Annotated in this window: 21 protein-coding genes and 1 pseudogene; 10 read left to right on the forward strand and 12 right to left on the reverse strand. The window is 52.4% G+C overall.

The features are described 5' to 3' along the window. Window positions 1–132 precede the first annotated feature (132 nt). Both PDUR_RS25630 and PDUR_RS25635 read left to right on the forward strand, forming a co-directional pair. Window positions 133–1,089 carry an ATP-binding protein gene (locus PDUR_RS25630; protein WP_042209722.1) on the forward strand — a complete coding sequence of 319 codons (957 nt, stop codon included), beginning with the start codon at window positions 133–135 and terminating at the stop codon, window positions 1,087–1,089. 16 nt (window positions 1,090–1,105) lie between these two features. Next, a complete protein-coding gene (locus tag PDUR_RS25635; protein ID WP_052410404.1) occupies window positions 1,106–1,990 on the forward strand; it encodes a tetratricopeptide repeat protein in 885 nt (294 codons plus the stop codon). Between the two features lie 84 nt (window positions 1,991–2,074). Here the strand turns inward: PDUR_RS25635 and PDUR_RS25640 are convergent, their stop codons facing one another. The 7 genes from PDUR_RS25640 to PDUR_RS25670 all read right to left on the reverse strand — a co-directional run bounded on the left by PDUR_RS25640 (window position 2,075) and on the right by PDUR_RS25670 (window position 6,900). Next, a complete protein-coding gene (locus PDUR_RS25640; protein ID WP_025336995.1) occupies window positions 2,075–2,323 on the reverse strand; it encodes a type B 50S ribosomal protein L31 in 249 nt (82 codons plus the stop codon). A gap of 260 nt (window positions 2,324–2,583) precedes the next feature. Beyond that, window positions 2,584–3,573: a potassium channel family protein gene (locus tag PDUR_RS25645; protein WP_233277436.1), complete on the reverse strand. Its 990-nt coding sequence runs from the start codon at window positions 3,571–3,573 to the stop codon at window positions 2,584–2,586. Between the two features lie 119 nt (window positions 3,574–3,692). After that, window positions 3,693–4,085 carry a DUF350 domain-containing protein gene (locus PDUR_RS25650; protein ID WP_042208732.1) on the reverse strand — a complete coding sequence of 131 codons (393 nt, stop codon included), beginning with the start codon at window positions 4,083–4,085 and terminating at the stop codon, window positions 3,693–3,695. Continuing rightward, window positions 4,082–4,759: a hypothetical protein gene (locus PDUR_RS25655; RefSeq protein ID WP_042208733.1), complete on the reverse strand. Its 678-nt coding sequence runs from the start codon at window positions 4,757–4,759 to the stop codon at window positions 4,082–4,084. Before PDUR_RS25655 ends, PDUR_RS25650 begins: the two co-directional genes overlap by 4 nt. 1 nt (window position 4,760) lies before the next feature. Next, window positions 4,761–5,957 carry a glutathionylspermidine synthase family protein gene (locus tag PDUR_RS25660; protein WP_042208734.1) on the reverse strand — a complete coding sequence of 399 codons (1,197 nt, stop codon included), beginning with the start codon at window positions 5,955–5,957 and terminating at the stop codon, window positions 4,761–4,763. Next, entirely contained in the window at window positions 5,954–6,652 is a 699-nt protein-coding gene (locus PDUR_RS25665; protein ID WP_179945172.1) for a hypothetical protein, read from the reverse strand. Before PDUR_RS25665 ends, PDUR_RS25660 begins: the two co-directional genes overlap by 4 nt. A 32-nt stretch (window positions 6,653–6,684) precedes the next feature. Next, window positions 6,685–6,900: a hypothetical protein gene (locus PDUR_RS25670; RefSeq protein WP_156130630.1), complete on the reverse strand. Its 216-nt coding sequence runs from the start codon at window positions 6,898–6,900 to the stop codon at window positions 6,685–6,687. Between the two features lie 239 nt (window positions 6,901–7,139). Between PDUR_RS25670 and PDUR_RS25680 the strand changes: the two genes are divergently transcribed. The 4 genes and pseudogenes from PDUR_RS25680 (at window position 7,140) to PDUR_RS25695 (ending at window position 9,218) form a co-directional block, all read left to right on the forward strand. Beyond that, the gene (locus PDUR_RS25680) at window positions 7,140–7,697 is read left to right on the forward strand and encodes a TetR/AcrR family transcriptional regulator (RefSeq protein ID WP_052410405.1); all 558 of its coding nucleotides are present in this window, start codon (window positions 7,140–7,142) and stop codon (window positions 7,695–7,697) included. A gap of 4 nt (window positions 7,698–7,701) precedes the next feature. Next, entirely contained in the window at window positions 7,702–8,088 is a 387-nt protein-coding gene (locus tag PDUR_RS25685; protein ID WP_042208736.1) for a DMT family transporter, read from the forward strand. A gap of 2 nt (window positions 8,089–8,090) precedes the next feature. Then, window positions 8,091–8,505, forward strand: a pseudogene (locus PDUR_RS25690) (DUF5360 family protein). Between the two features lie 77 nt (window positions 8,506–8,582). Continuing rightward, window positions 8,583–9,218 (forward strand): NAD(P)-dependent oxidoreductase, encoded by a 636-nt coding sequence (locus tag PDUR_RS25695; RefSeq protein WP_233277437.1) that lies wholly within the window; start codon window positions 8,583–8,585, stop codon window positions 9,216–9,218. Here PDUR_RS25695 and PDUR_RS25700 read toward each other — a convergent pair. Next, complete coding sequence (locus tag PDUR_RS25700) at window positions 9,210–9,491, reverse strand: hypothetical protein (RefSeq protein WP_042208739.1); 282 nt, start codon at window positions 9,489–9,491, stop codon at window positions 9,210–9,212. The two genes, PDUR_RS25695 and PDUR_RS25700, sit on opposite strands and share 9 nt — an antisense overlap. A gap of 55 nt (window positions 9,492–9,546) precedes the next feature. Between PDUR_RS25700 and PDUR_RS25705 the strand changes: the two genes are divergently transcribed. Both PDUR_RS25705 and PDUR_RS29970 read left to right on the forward strand, forming a co-directional pair. Next, window positions 9,547–10,500, forward strand: coding sequence for a hypothetical protein (locus PDUR_RS25705; protein WP_233277606.1), 954 nt, complete (start codon window positions 9,547–9,549; stop codon window positions 10,498–10,500). After that, the gene (locus tag PDUR_RS29970) at window positions 10,382–10,891 is read left to right on the forward strand and encodes an IS200/IS605 family accessory protein TnpB-related protein (RefSeq protein WP_233277599.1); all 510 of its coding nucleotides are present in this window, start codon (window positions 10,382–10,384) and stop codon (window positions 10,889–10,891) included. The genes PDUR_RS25705 and PDUR_RS29970 overlap by 119 nt, the downstream gene beginning before the upstream one ends. Window positions 10,892–10,958: 67 nt before the next feature. Here the strand turns inward: PDUR_RS29970 and PDUR_RS25710 are convergent, their stop codons facing one another. Beyond that, entirely contained in the window at window positions 10,959–12,098 is a 1,140-nt protein-coding gene (locus tag PDUR_RS25710) for an MFS transporter (RefSeq protein ID WP_052410406.1), read from the reverse strand. 174 nt (window positions 12,099–12,272) lie between these two features. On the opposite strand from PDUR_RS25710, the gene PDUR_RS25715 reads away from it, so the two are divergent. Continuing rightward, the gene (locus PDUR_RS25715; RefSeq protein ID WP_042208740.1) at window positions 12,273–13,238 is read left to right on the forward strand and encodes a Gfo/Idh/MocA family protein; all 966 of its coding nucleotides are present in this window, start codon (window positions 12,273–12,275) and stop codon (window positions 13,236–13,238) included. Between the two features lie 72 nt (window positions 13,239–13,310). Here the strand turns inward: PDUR_RS25715 and PDUR_RS25720 are convergent, their stop codons facing one another. The 3 genes from PDUR_RS25720 to PDUR_RS25730 form a co-directional block, all read right to left on the reverse strand. Next, entirely contained in the window at window positions 13,311–13,631 is a 321-nt protein-coding gene (locus tag PDUR_RS25720; protein ID WP_042208741.1) for an ArsR/SmtB family transcription factor, read from the reverse strand. Further along, window positions 13,632–14,066: an SRPBCC family protein gene (locus PDUR_RS25725; protein ID WP_042208742.1), complete on the reverse strand. Its 435-nt coding sequence runs from the start codon at window positions 14,064–14,066 to the stop codon at window positions 13,632–13,634. Between the two features lie 102 nt (window positions 14,067–14,168). Further along, window positions 14,169–15,095 (reverse strand): AEC family transporter, encoded by a 927-nt coding sequence (locus tag PDUR_RS25730; protein ID WP_042208743.1) that lies wholly within the window; start codon window positions 15,093–15,095, stop codon window positions 14,169–14,171. A gap of 233 nt (window positions 15,096–15,328) precedes the next feature. Between PDUR_RS25730 and PDUR_RS25740 the strand changes: the two genes are divergently transcribed. Next, window positions 15,329–15,658, forward strand: a complete 330-nt coding sequence (locus PDUR_RS25740; protein WP_042208745.1) for a DHCW motif cupin fold protein — start codon at window positions 15,329–15,331, stop codon at window positions 15,656–15,658. The last annotated feature ends 30 nt before the right edge of the window (window positions 15,659–15,688 follow it).

Raw genomic sequence — 15,688 nt, forward strand, 5'->3', positions numbered from 1 at the left:
TATCCTATTTCTTCCAATATTTGAATTGCCATCGGAGCAAATTGCGTCTCTTTTTTTGATTGCTTATAATACTAGTTAAGTTGCATCTTCTGAATCAAGAAGAGGCTTTTTGGGTGAAAGGGCGTGAATGCCGTGCCTCATGACGAGCAGGACAAGAACCGGATCAGACCGAAACTGAAGGTGATATCATTCGACGGTAATAAGAGCAGCCTAGTCGAAACCGAACAATCGCAGGTCAGCTTTCAGGATGTAGGCGGGATGGAAGAGCTCAAGAAAAAAATCCGCCTGAACTTTATTCTGCCGCTTCAGCAGCCGGAAATGTTCCAGGCCTTCGGGAAGTCGGCTGGAGGCAGTCTCCTGTTGTACGGCCCTCCCGGATGCGGCAAGACGTTCCTCGCCCGGGCGATCGCCGGAGAGATCAACGCCAACTTCCTGCATGTCGAACTGCAGGCCATTCTTTCTATGTACATTGGTGAAAGCGAGCATAATCTGCATGATTTCTTTGAAAAAGCGCGCCAGGAGAAGCCCTGCGTCATGTTCATCGACGAACTCGACGCGCTGGGCGGAAGCCGCCATCACATGCAGCAGCACCATAACCGCATGCTGGTCAATCAGCTATTGATCGAGCTCGACGGACTGCAATCCTTCAACCATGAGGTGCTCGTCATCGGCGCGACGAATACCCCTTGGTACCTGGATTCGGCGCTGCGGCGGCCAGGGCGCTTCAACCATCTGTTCTTTGTTCCGCCGCCCGAACCGGCGGAGCGGGAGCTTATTCTCGGCCTGAAGCTTCAGGGCAAGCCGCAGGAACAATTGAACCTGAAACGCTGGGCCGAGATGACGACGCATTTCTCAGGCGCCGATCTGGAGCAAATCGTCAGGGATGCGGTTGAGCATGCCATCGAGCGTTCTCTTGAGAGCGGCAGCATCCAGCCGATTACGGACAAAGACATCAAGTCGAGTATTGAAGGCCGTAAGCCGACGACACTGGACTGGTTCTCCACAGCGAAGAACTACGCTACCTTCAGCGACATCAACAAGGACTATGAACAGGTGCTCGAATACGTAAAGACCCACCGAATCAAATGAACAGGCGGTGATGTCCATGAGCTTGCACGGCCCGGATGCCTCCCACTATGAGCGGGCCTTCCAACTGATGAACTGGCGGCGCTTTGCGGAAGCGGTCCAGGAAACCCAGCAGTGGATACTCGAAGATCCGGAGAATGCCGACGCATACGGTCTGCTGGCGCAAATTCATATGAGAGCGGGCCGCCATGAAGAGGCGATGCACTGTTCTGCCGAGGCGCTGCGCTATGATCCGGAGAATGCGATGGCCTGGTTCGTGCGGACCATGACGCTCTACTCCCAAGGCAAGGAGAAACTGTTCCTGGAAGCGGCGGAGGAAGCGCAGCGGATTGACCCGCTGGAAAACTATTATCCTTTTCTTAAATTCAACCTTGCTCATAAAAAAGGGGATTTCCAAGCAGCCAGAGAGGAGATGGACCACGCGCTTCGGCTTGCGCCGGAGCGTTCCCTGTACTTGGCCGCGGACAGCTATCTGCGCGCCAACATGAGGGACTTTGAGGGTTCGCTCTCATCGGAGAGCATGGCGCTGTTCTATGATCCCGAAGACGACCAGACATTTCTGTATCTGGCCTGGGCGGCGGATAGAAGGGGCGATTACGGCAAAGAGATCGAGTTCATGAAGAACGCGGTCCGGATCGACCCCACGGATGCGCAAATCCGCAGCGAGTATTTAAACAGCTTGCAAAAGAAATACTGGTTCTACCGCGTTCTGCTTATGCCGTTTGTAGTAAGAAAGCGGCTCGGCAGGTGGCAGTTTTTTCTCATATGGGTTGTGCTTTGGCTCGTATTCCGCCCCTTCGTGCTGCTGTTCCTGCTCCTCTACGTGCTGGCGTACTGGCTGAGCAAGCTGCTCGTCAAGGTGCAGGTGTTCGGCTGGAGATCGCTGTTCCGTAAAGTATCGTAAAAACGGCCACCAAAATCGGCCACTAAGAAGGACCATTCGCAAAAGGCGGGAGCCTTGGTACGAATGGTCCTTTGTGGAGGTTCATTATTTCTTGTAGTTCAGCCGCTGGTTAAACCGGTCGATACGGCCGCCGGTGTCGATATTCTTCTGTCTGCCCGTGTAGAAAGGATGGGAAGCGGAGCTTGAATCGACCCGGATGACCGGGTATGTATTGCCGTCCTCCCACTCCATGGTCTCGTTCGAAGACTTGGTAGAAGCACTCAGGAACTTAAAGTCCGCGCTCGCGTCATAGAAAATGACCGGCTGGTATTTCGGATGAATGCCTTCTCTCATTATAAATCCCTCTTTCTGAATAAATTAGACATCTTGTATTAATTTACCCTTCTTTCGGGTAAAGATTTCACCAGAATGAACATTCTCTTTAAAAATCTTCCGTATACCGCCGTTTGCTTTCCGACGGAGCGGCGTCCGTCAATTCCAGCTCCATATACACGCATTCCAAGATTCCAGAACCGTCTTCAGCGATACTTCGCTCAGTGGTTTGATCGTCGCCACAGCACTCTCCTCCACAGCAGGGTTATCCTTGCCGGCCGTCACCCTTTGCCTGCAATTTTTCGGTAGGTGGCCTCGTCGGAGACGACATACAGCCTCGCATCCGCCGGGATCGGATCGTCCAGCTTACGGTTGATGCCCAGATCGTGCCGGTCGGCGATTAGAGTTGCGCCTTGGCGCAGCAGGCCCTGAAACGCATCCCCGTAGGTCTCCCATGACCGGTCGACCGGCACCTCATAGATGTCGTCGCCATGCGAGCGGCTGATGAGCTGCGCGATCACCTCGGGATTCCCCTCCTGCAGCGCGGCTCTTACCGCCAGCCGGGATACGGCGTCATGCGACAGCACGAACTCGTTGACCTGAACATGCCGGAAGTTCTGTACGTTCTTCTCCTGCATGATTTCCACCGTGGTATGTACATTCGGCGAAATGCGCTCGATGCTGGAGGCGATCAGCAGCGATTTGCCGTCCACCAGCGCGGCCTCGTCGATCCGTACATCCCCAAAGATAATGGCCGCTCTCGCCTTGGGGAGACCCGCCTTCACCAGAATTTCGTCGGAGGAAGGATCGCCGCTGATGAAATGAACCTGGTTCATCTGCTCCAGCGGATGCTGGCCCGATTCGTCGATAATGACAATATGGCTGTCCGGGGTATAGCTGAGAATTTCGCCTACCGCCGCCTGCGCCTTTTTACTCCAGTTAATGAGAATGACATGATTCCCTCCCAAAAACGGCAACTTGCCCACCCTCCTCTGCCTTCCGATTTCCGCAATAGAATCAATAACCTTTCCAATGACCAAGCTGAGCAGCCCGATGCCGAAAATGTATAGAAAAATCGTAAAGACTTTGCCGATGACCGTCTTTGCGAAAAAATCGCCGTACCCGACCGTCGCCATCGTCGTCATCACCCAATAGAACGAATTGAACCAACTGCCGAACGTGTCCGGTTCAAGCACATAGGCGACCGTGGCGCTGAACGCGACAAACAAGAGAATACTCAGGCCGATCGTTCTTTTCCTGACTTGGGTCATGATCGTTGACAGCTTTAACAAAAAGTGAATGGCAGTCGCCCCCTCGCACTTTCGCAAAAGCCCGCATAGCTGCCCACCGCTTGACGGCTTTATGGACAGCCCTGCGGGCCTTCAAATGGTTAAATAATTAGACTGCTGACTGCAAACGCAGTTCCGATAAAGACCATGCACAGCAGCGTGCCGACGGCGACATTGCCCTGCTTCAGCTGGTCGGAGATTTTAAAGCCGGTCGTGACCAGCTCGAAAATCCAATAAGACGCCACCAGACAGACATAGCCGACTGCGAACCAGAGCGCCATAAACCAGATCGACGAGTTCGTATAGGCCGCTACTCCGAGAATAATGGCCGTCGCCAGAAATTTACCGCCAAGCGCCAGTCCTACGGCCACATTGCCGTTCTTGAGCTCTTCCATATCCTTGAACGGGGTTATCCAGCTAAAGATCAGCATGCCCAAAAGTTGAAGCACGATAATGAAAATTACACTAACCAGAATATTGACAACGACCGTCAATTCGCCCACCCCCGAAATTTTGCATAAGCCAAATCATAATCCGCGAAATCATGAACCTCTTCCAACACAACCGGCACTGTCTTTTTCTTCGCCATCGCGGTGTAGCGCTTATCGTCGATCGGCTGCTTGATCCGGTTGCCCGAAGGCAGCTCTACTACGGCAAAGTTTCTTGTCTTGTCTTTGTATTTCGTCTTGTAGACACCGATCAGATCGACATCCGTCGTAACCGACACCTTCAGGTTCTTCAGGTCTGCCGTGGCCGATTTCAAATCCTTGTAGGATTTGATCGTAGACCAGGAAGACAGGCGGACCTGGTTCTTCTGATCGGCATCCGTCGTGATTTCGGCGTCCATATACTGGAGCGTATAGATCTTGTCCCCTGTTGCGTAATTGCCGTCATTGGGCAGCATATCATTATTGGGCAGGATGGTCATATCGCTGCCTATAAGGTCACCGACCGTCCCCTCAACCACCCGGTAATCCCACGGCACCCGTGCCACATCACTGGTCGTTGCCGCTCCGGAATCTCTGGAGAATATGCTGTCCGGATTGTTAGAACAGCCAGCCAGAACCAGCACGGCCGCGATCAGCAGCAGGGAAACCAAGCGCAGCGGCCGCCCTCCGCGCAATCCGCGTCGGCGCGTTCCCGGCGTGTTATATACATTCTCGCGCAAATTATCTCACTCCCATTGCAATAAAATGGCTCGTATTTCCGGTAATGGGGCCTCCGCCCCGGCCCAGCAGTCCGCAGGGCTGTCCATTGATCATGAACATTCCGGTCAGCAGGTGAAGCTCGCCCGCCGAAGTCTGAATCCGGGAGAGCTCCGCTCTCTTCTGGTACACGGAAGGAAACAGCACGCTGCTGTCGAATCCGTCCTCATCCTCAAGCTCAAGGCGGCCGGTCTCGTCATACATGCGCACCGAACCGCCCTCGCGCCCGAACATCGACTTGGACACGAAGTCCCCCGAGAATACAGGCTTGTTATAGGTAGGCAGAACGTATTTGGCGATTGCTTCCCGCTCTTCCCCGCTGAACAAAAATCCCAGCTCATACATACCCCAGACTACGGCGATTAATCCTTTGGACTGGAGCAAAATGCTGGGGGGCGGATTGAACAGCGTCAAGCGTCCGGTCTCCACCGCATAGGCCAGGGCATCGCCGCCCTCATCCACCGCCATCCACTCCTTCGGATAGAGAGCGAACATCCGGTTAATAACGCGCCCCTTCCCGTCTTTGACCGTTCCTTCGTCAATTGTTAACTCCAGGCAGTCGGCGTACTCTATATCAAGGCCGCTGTGCCTTACCAGCGCTTCAATTGTGCCGGAATCCTCCAGATGGGTTCCGTAGTCCACACAGGCGGCGGTATCCGGCCGTTCCTCGCCCCAGGCCGCAGCTACAAGCTCCGGCATCCTGCCATTCACCGTCGGAATGTCCGTCTGCCGGCATACCCACGGCGTCGCGATCGACGCCTCCACATAGCCGGTCGGTGTATCGGCGTTCAGCTCCAGCAGCTTGATGCTGCCGCCCTCGTCCACAGCGAAGTCGAATCTCGCGTATCGGCTGATCAGCCCAGGCGGCGGAAGCGGCGAGGTATCCAGCATCTCCCACAGCACCTCCGGGATGCCCAGCAGGGCGTACAGGTCATGTCTCCCGTAGATATAGCGCGCCGCTTTATCGAGAATCGCCCACAGCCGGGCGGAAGCCTCCTCAAGCTCCCGGTATATGCTCTCCCGCATGACGGCGACTCCGTCCAGCCAATACTCCTCGTCCTCCAGATCGGCCCACGTAAAGCCCAGGCGGCCCAGTTCCTCCACCTTGGAGGCCCGGTCTTCCACGGAATGCTCCAGCCACTGAAATACGGGCTCCGTCATCCGCCGAACCCGCTGCTCTTGCCCGAGCTGGACCGGGAGCCCCCGCCGAGGCTCGATTTCGAGCTTGAGCTGGACGAGCTCAGGCCGCTTGATGTTCCGCCGATGCCGCCCGCCTTGGAAGACGTGGATCGTCTCGTAATGGTGCCCGTCGTGGAGGTCGAGGTCCTCGGCTTGACCACCGAGCCGGTCACCGGCTTGTTCTGAAACTTGGTGCTGTCATAAGTGCGCGGTTTATAGACGTTCCGTGTGCCTCCATAATAGGCCCTGCGATGATCATACCATCTGCTTGGCGAATAGCTGGAGCCGCTGTTAAACAACATGTGGTACAGCAGCAGATCGTCCCAGCCGAAGCCGGAGTTATACCCGCCGTAATTATTAATAACCGTTGTCCCGTTCGATGTGGCGACGCCCGGCGCAGCGGTCGTCTGAGCCGCTTCCTCCGTCTCTTCGGGATACGGGATGTTCCAGTCTACATTTTTGTCGAAATAGGCTTTAACCTCTTCCGTAGACCAGGACACGAGCGTCGGCTCGTCAGCCGATGAGCTGCCGCTTGCCACTGAGGCGCCCGGAACAAACAGCGCATTGGCCAGCAGGGCGATGCCCAGCGAGGTCGACAGCACGCGGACCGGCTTGCCGCTCAGGTCAACCCCTTTTTCCCCCAGCGATTCATTTCCAGTTTTCTCTTCTCTACCCAAAGCGGGTGCCTCCCTTGATTATGGTCTGTTCTTCATTCGGTACGCATCGGAACGAGCAGCAGCTCAAGCTTGCCTTCGTCCACATTCAGCCTGCCTTCCACCGTTTCAAATTCGCGGCCTCCGACTACCAAATAGTTAACATGCTCCAGCGAGGCGACCATAATAGCGCTCCACACGCGCTCCTCGATCGCATTCAGCGAGCCATCCGGCATTTTTTCATATAAAATAACACTCATTCCATTTTCCAAGAGAATATCATTCCCCTCATGATTCATTTGTACCTTTAATACGTGGAACGTCGGCCTAATGTTTCATTTTGGAGCAGCCGGGCAATGTAAATCCTTCCCATAACAGAATAAGCGTCTTGTCCTCCGTAGGCAATCCTTTTCTTTGCGTTGACAAAAGGATCTGCCCAGAAATAAAATATAGAAACAAAAATATTTTCCTCATTTTCTTTATCTGTGAGAAGGGAGCTTATTGTCTCGTTATGATGAAGCAAAGAATACTTGCTCAGGCCAAACAGCAAATTTTTAAAAGAGGCTTTCGGTTTACGATGGCAGAAATGGCCAAGCAGTGCGGGATCAGCACGAAAACGATATACGAATGTCATGCCTCCAAGGAAGAATTAATCCGTGAACTGGTCGAGCAGGCCATTGATGAAGTCAAAAAGCGTGAACAGGCTATTCTGAATGACCGGAAGCTGGGCACGATGGATAAATTACAAGCCTTGCTTGTGCTGCTGCCGCAGGACTTTCAATTTTTTGATATCACTCGCCTGTACGAGCTGCAGCGGTACTACCCTGAGGTCTGGGATATTTTGAACCCCTTTTTGGAGGAGCAGTGGGACGGGGTGATGCAAATGATCGAGGAAGGTCAGGCTGAAGGGCTCCTAGAGAAGTTCAATACCTCTTTATTTATACAGATGTACATCGGCGGACTGTACCGGTTGATGGAGCAAGCCTCCGCAAATCCGGGCGGGCTAACCCTTAGGGAAGCGCTGGACGAGCTGGTGGACATTTTGTTAAACGGAATCAAAAGGAGGTAAAATCATGCATTGGTTCTTGCTGTTCATGGCAATAGCCGCGGAAGTCGCGGGCACTACGTTCATGAAGCTCTCTGCGGGATTTACGAAGTTAGTTCCCTCCATCCTGCTCGTTGTCTGTTATCTGGTTAGCCTATCCATGCTGAATCTTGCGCTGAAAGGCATCCCCGTGAGTGTGGCCTATGCCATTTGGTCGGGTGTGGGGACCGCTTTTGTGGTGGGGATCGGCTGGGCGCTGTTCGGCGAACAAATAACGGCGTTCAAGGCCGTATGCATTGTGCTGATTATTGCGGGTGTAGTCGGTTTGAATTTGAGAGAGGGAAGCCATGGGAAGACGGATATTCCAAGGGGTCAAGAGGTTGCAACAGACATAACGGTGCAAAAGGAGAAATGAAGATGAGCGGTACGCTGAAGGGACTATTTTTAACTACGGATCTCTCGTTTCTTGTCTATTGGTTGGCCACGGCCTTTCATTGGATTCCTCCCGAGTATGCGTATCAGGACTACAACAATCATCTGCTGGTAGTCTGGAATTGATCTTTTTTGCCGCTTGACCTATTGATCTCGGCGACCGGCCTGCTCAGCCTCTATTATTATCGCAAAACCAGTCCGGTATGGAGACCGCTGGTCCTGATTTCGCTCATCCTCACCTCTTGCTCAGGGCTGCAGGCCATAGCGTTCTGGGTCATCAAACAGGACTTTGACCTGGCTTGGTGGATTCCCCAATCTGTACCTTCTCCTTTATCCGTTGTTTTTTATACCGGGGCTGGTCCGCGAAATATCTTTCACAGCGGTTTCAATGAACCGATGAGCTTAGAACGGGCTGTGCCGAAAAGTTCGGATTGATCTCAGGAGCTTTTACTGTTCACATATATGGGGGAGACTGCTTTGAAGACAACTTATCAGATTGCAATTATTGGGGGGACTGGCAGAGCAGGCCGTTACCTCGCGAAAAAAGCGCTGGAAAGCGGCCACAGCGTTCGCATGCTTGTCAGGAATCCGGAAAAATTGACTTACCATGATGACAGAATACAGATTATCGCCGGAGATGCCCGTGACGTAAGCTCCATTCGCTCGCTTCTGGATGGCTGCAATGTTGTCATTAATGCATTCGGACAACCTGTAAAAGCTCTGCCGCTGTACAGCGAAATAACGAGTAATGTCCTTACGGTAATGAACGAGTACGGCATCCGCAGGTATATTGGCGTTACCGGCGGATCTATTAACGTAGATGGCGACCGCAAGTCATTGATCAACCGGGTGGCGGCAAAATTGTTTGAAATTCTGCTCCGAAAGATGATCATGGATAAGAAGAAGGAACTAACTCTTCTGATGAAAAGTGATATTGAATGGACGCTTGTGCGTTTACCCTTTGTAGTCGAGGGCTCGGAAACGGGGATCATCAAGGAAAATTTAACGGATGTACCGGGTAGAACGATGACGAATGAAGATATAGCAAAATTCCTCATTGACCAGATTGACGATATGAAGTATGTAAGGAAAACTCCATGTATTTCAAACTGACGTAACATTCCATCGTTCATCATCCGAGGCTGCGCGTGCTCTCCCGCGCCGGTACCACTGTACAAGCCCGAGCGAAACCAAGCTGACTGTAAGCAGCAGCCAATACACATGCTGGTATGCGCTCGCCGGCCCGGCATTCCGCTGAACATGCAGAAGCAGCCCGCACACCGCAACCGAGACGGAACCGCCGAAGAATTGAACAGATTTAGTGTCGCAGTCCCCCGCCTCTAAGCCAACAGCGAAGGTGGGGGTTAGACACGTCCGCTTTACCAAACATACGTTCCTGTGTTATGCTTGATCCATCAAACATGCGATGGAGGTGTATCTCATGAAGGTGATCAAAACACTCAAACATCCGATTACGTCTCACCACCGCATGCTGGATGCGACTCTCCATGTGTATCAAGAGGCGCTGTCGTTCTTGATTACGGTCATTCATGAGCAGTTTATGGACTTGGAATCGTTTTCCACCCAAGCGGTGGTGACGGCGGTAGAACGGCTGATTCACCGTACTAAGCATAATCCGAATCCGTTCTATGCTGAGTTTGATCAACGCTTTTATAAGTTTCCTTCGTACTTCCGCAGAAGTGCCATTGCGGAGGCGTTTGGCATGGTGAAAAGTCATCATTCCCGTTTTGAGTTTTGGCAAGCCAAGCGGCAACACGCCCAGCAAGAAGGGAAACGCTTTACGAAACCGCCGACACTCCAAGCTCAGCCTCAGGCGTTCCCTTGCTTGTACAAAGGCAATATGTTCATTCGAACCTCCGAAAGGGCAGCCAACATCAAGGTATTTCATCAAGGCGATTGGGTCTGGCTCCCCATTACCTTTAAGGGGCAAGACCTATTCAAACGTAACGTATGGAGCATGAAAGAATGCAGCCCCACATTGGTTCGGAAAGGAAAACGCTATGCCCTTCATATCGCCTATGAGGGGGATGTGAAGTTGACTCAGACGGAATTTTCCAAGCAGCGGGTGTGTGCCGTTGAATTTAGGGCTAACGAATTCCGCAGTCTGTTCCGTGATGGACGCAGGCGGCACTGTCTTGGCGAGGACCTTTATCAACCAAGCCAAAGAAAAAGACCGGATGCGTCAAATCACAGGCAAACTGAAACAAGCCCAGCGACAATCTGGTATAGGCGTAAAACCGAATTTCTGGCGGCGGATGAACGGCTTACAGACGCACATCGTCCACGATACCGCGCATCAAATCATCGCCTTTGCCCAAAAGCACCGCGCAGAGGTCATTGTCATGGAGTATTTAGGCAAGATGCGTCTGCCTAAAGGAACGTGGGGAGCCAAACGGTTTCGTGCCAAACTCCAGTTTTGGGCCAAACGTCGCATCCAGACAAAAGTGACCGAAATGGCGCATTTCTTGGGGATGCGAGTTTCTATGGTCAACCCTGCGAATACAAGTGCGCTTGCCTTTGATGGCAGTGGGTTTGTACAACGCAACACGAAGCGTGATGTTGCTGTATTCGCAACAGGCAAAACGTATCACGCGGACCTTAATGCCTCATATAACATCGGCGCACGATACGTGCTACGTAATATACAAAAAGCCACATCTGAAAAGATGTGGTTGTCCTTGGAGGCAAAAGACCCTTCATTGGCAAAACGAACGTATTGGACGTTGGCTTCCCTCATTCGGGTGCAACAGGCACTGAGTCTTTAGATCATGAAGCTCGCAGCGTGTGCAACCCTGTATCGATGCCAACAGAAGCCCCCACTTCAGGCGTAAGCTAAGTGGGGGAGAGTTCACTCAGCTGTAGTAACCCCATGCCCGACCCCATCATTTCGCGGGGAAGCAGCATGCTGGCTTCATTGTTGAGGGACGCCAGCGTCGCAGAAAAAGAAGGCGAGAAAACTACATAACCGAACAGGATAACAAACGGCGACGATGCAAGCGAAGAGCTGAACAGGGTTAATACGGCTGCGAGCAGGACATGGCCCAGCAGCAAAAAGCGAAGGTTGCCATATTTGTCGATCCAATGCCCGACGAAGCGGGTCAGGAACGCGGACAGAATGGCTCCGGGTGCAATTATAAGGCCGATGGTCAGCGCCGATTGATCGAATACATTGGCCAGCGCCAGCGGCATCAGGAACAGATTCCCTAAATTCAGCACGAGAGCACAGAAGCCGATAACGACCAGCTTTCCGTAACCCGGATTGGCAAACAATTTGGGGCTGATAAAGGGCTGCTTCGTTCTCTTTAGATGCAAGGCGTGCGCGCCGAAAGAGGCCAGGCTGACCGCCAGCCAAACCGCCGATCGCCCGGTGATGGCGGCAAGCAGCGTGGCCGCATTAACGACGACAAGGATCGCTCCGGTTAGGTCGAAGGCCGCCTTGCGCGGCTGCTCTCTTGGAAGCAGAATGAGGAGAACCGGCATTACAAGCAGCACCAGACAAGTAACGGCGAACAGGCCGTTCCAGCCGAAATACTCACTAATGAGACCGCCGACGATCGGCCCAAGGCCGAAGGCCATGGCGCTGCCCGCCGAGATCATCGCAATCGCCGCGCCGCGGCGTGAGGCCGGAATATACCGGCTGGCCAGCACAAGGCCAAGGCCCGCCATGACGCCTGCTCCTGCCGATTGCAGAATCCGGGTAAGCAGCAGGCGGAAATCATGCGCGAAAATGCCAAGCACAGAAGACAGGCCCAGCGTCGTGAGCCCAATGATGAGCAGCCTGCGGATCGGCACGAGATCGGAGAGCCTGCTGTAAATGACCGTCGACAGCGCGTATCCGATAGAATAGCTGGAGATAACCCATGACCCAAGGTCGGCTGAAATATGAAGATCCCCGATAATGCTGGGTAGCGATACGTTGAACATCGTCGTATTCATCACGACAATAAACAGGCAAAAGGTCCACAGCGGCATTACAACTACACGCTATGCCGTATCCTTACAAGATGAGGTTCTGATGATTGATCCGCATGATTTGACAGATTAATCGCCTGGTTATATACTCTAGGCGGATGTTTAGCACTTTTTTTAGTAAAACGCACATATGTGCTTTGAACCAGTCCAGCCATGCGAAACGGAGGGATTTTCATGAGTAAAATCAAGTGGGCCATTATCGGACCGGGCGGCATTGCCCAGGAATTCTCCGAGGCTCTTAAGAAATGCGGCGGCACGCTGTACGCAGTGGGATCGCGCAGTCTGGATAAAGCACAGCTCTTTGCCGAGCAATACGGAGCAGCCAAAGCTTATGGGGATTATGCTGAAATGCTGCAGGACCCCGAAATCGATACGGTCTACGTATCCACACCCCATAGCAATCACTATGAATATATTATCGAGAGTCTGAAGCATGGCAAGCATGTACTCGCGGAAAAAGCGATTACCGTCAGCATCGCCCAGCTTCGGGAAATCGCGGCTCTGGCTGAAGAAAAAGGCCTTGTCGTGGCGGAAGCGATGACGATTTATCATATGCCTTTGTATGACAAGCTGCGGCAGATCGTAGACTCCGGCAAGATTGGCCCGCTCAAAATGATCCAGGTCTCCTTCGGCAGCCATAAGGAATACGACGTGAATAACCGGTTCTTCAGCAAGGATCTGGCAGGGGGAGCGCTGCTCGATATCGGCACCTACGCCCTGTCATTTGCCCGGTTCTTCCTGTCAGCCCAGCCGCAAGAGGTTCTTACGACCTTCAAGCCGTTCGAGACCGGCGTTGATGAGCAATCGGGCATTATTCTGAAAAATGATGCCGACGAGATGGCGGTTGTCTCCCTGACGATGCGGGCCAAAATGCCGAAAAGAGGCGTTGTCGCAGGAGAGAACGGATTTATCACCGTGGACAACTTCCCTCGCGCTTCCAAGGCCGTTATCCAGTATCTTGACGGAACTTCGGAAACGATTGAAACCGGGAATACGGACGAGGCCCTCCAGTATGAAATCAAGGGTATGGAGCAGTTCATTGCGGCAGGCCGCAGCGGCACGCTTCAGCTGTCCCTGGACGTTATGGAAATCATGAGCAATGTCAGAGGACAGTGGGGCGTTGTCTATCCTTTTGAATGAGAAAGCTCCACAGCCGTTTGTCCGCCAAAAAAACCGGTCAATGCACAAAATCATGTGTTTGACCGGTTTTGTTTAGTTCTCCTTTTCTAGGGTATGCTTCAGGATGGACAGCTTGTTGCTCCAGAACCGCTCATAGTAGGACAGCCATTCCTGAAGTTCCCCCAGTGGCTCGGGCTGCAGCCGGTACAGCTTCTCTCTTCCGACCTTCCGGCCGCTGACCAGCTTCGCTTCCGACAGGATATGCAGATGCTTGGCAATGGCTGTGCGGCTTACCGAGAAATGAGCGGTAATTTCAGAGATGGGCCTTTCTTTCTCGGAAAGCAGCCGAAGCACCTGCCTGCGGGTCCGATCGGCAATCGCCTGGAATACATCATGCTTCTCCGCTGCCGCCATTTAGGCTTCAACCGCCTTTGTCAGCCGCTCCTGCACGATCGATACCCAGCCGCCCGCCATTCGGCCATGAATGACTGAGCTTTTCTCGCCCGCTTTTCCGATGATCTCGTCAGGCTGCTTCCAGCCGCCATGAATAAGCGTAAATTCCGTCTTTCCATCCAGTTCTTTCAGTTGAAAAGAAACCTTCCACCCCTCGGTATCCCAGGTGAAAGCCAATCTATGAGGCGGATCAAGCTCTGTTACCTTGCACGGCGATGGTCCAAAAGGAGATTGCAGATGAAATTCATGCCCGATTTCCGGCTGAAAGTCATTTGGCATAAACCACGCGGCAATTCCTTCGAATGTCGCTACTTTATTCCAAACCTGCTCAATCGGCGCATCAATAATGACCGTTTGCACGATATCCGGCATGGCGCCCTGATGTTTATCTTCCATGAGATATCCCTCTTTCGCTGCTTTTTGAAATAACACCTTTTGGTTTCGTTTCAGATTATACAAAACCTTTTGGTTTCATGTCAAACCCCGGATGAATTTACCTTATCCGCTCACCAATGCGATGAGCAATGGCAGCACCAGAAAGGAAGCGAGCGTCGTCCATAGAATACAGCGGGACACAAACAGCGGAGAAGCGTTGAAGCGTTCTGCCAGAATGACCGCGTTAACCGCCACCGGCATGGAGGCAAGAATAAAGAGAACGGAATGGAGCTTCCCGGAAATTCCCAGCAGATTTAGAACCAACAGCGCCAGCAGGGGACCGATCAGCATCCGCACCGCTATGCCTATCCAGAACGCCGTCCGTTCTCCCTTTGGGCTTGGCATCGTCCCCACCTTCATCATCTGTGCGCCCAGAATTGCCAGCACAACCGGGGAGTAGGCTCCTGCCGCCATGTTGATTCCTTTAGCCACTTCGGCAGGCAAATGCAGATCAAATCCCCTGAGCAGCATCGCCAGTATGGCGGCATAGATCGCGGGAAGGGAGAGTACCGATTTGACGGCGTTTTTCACGGAAAAATGGGATCGTGCTGCAAAATAAACGCCAAGCGTATTGATGATAAGCATCTGCCCAATGATATAGACAGAAGCTTTATCAAGACCCGCCTGTCCAAAGGCGAGCAGAACCAGCGGAATCCCATAGTTTGCGCTGTTGGTCAAGACGGAAACAAGCGTCAATCCCGCCTGGTCGGGCGCGGAGAATTTCATAACTTTACTGATGCCGCTTGCGGTCCCCCACAGAAGCAGCACGTTCAGCAGGGTGAACGCCGCCGTCAAATAGATGTCGTCAAACGAAATCTTCGCATGGGCCAGGGTGTCCAGAATGATGGCAGGGCTTAAAAAATACAGGTACAACGTAAGCAGCGGCTTCGTATCCAGGCGCTGAAAGCGTTCTATTAGCGCACCGCCAATAATTGGAACCGATAAAGGGACAACGACTTCGATCAGAGTGGAGAGTACGGTTTGAATCACGGCAGGCACCTCGTTATGCGGATTATTATCTCTTACTATACCCCGCTGTTCACTACCCGTCTAAGACTTGTAAACAATATCATTGATAGACACCGCCTATATTGGCAACCGGACTTATTGCAGTCCATTGTTGAGCTAACGGGCAGCATGGGCGTAACAGGGGGATATTATATTCCAAAAGGATATATTATAATTCAGGAAGATATTAAAAATCGTTAAGGGGGACCATACATATGAAGATAACGGATGTTCCATTTTGTACAATTGACTGGAGTGAGATAAGCGCTACTCAACATCCTGGAATTGAAGGTTATGCGTATTGGCGGACATTTGAGATGGGGAACATAAGAGTGCGAATGGTAGAATATACTCCTGGTTATATTGCAGACCATTGGTGTAACAGAGGCCACGTTTTGTTAGTACTTGAAGGAGAATTGTATACTGAACTTTCAGATGGAAGAAAATTTAAACTTACGCCTGGAGTCAGCTATCAGGTAGCTGACGATGCAAATCCACATAGATCATATACGTACACTGGAGCAAAATTATTTATTGTGGACTAAAGAAGATGAAAAAAACAGCAGCATGGGCGT

It is taken from the genome of Paenibacillus durus (assembly GCF_000756615.1).
In the GTDB taxonomy this organism is placed as follows: domain Bacteria; phylum Bacillota; class Bacilli; order Paenibacillales; family Paenibacillaceae; genus Paenibacillus_AQ; species Paenibacillus_AQ durus.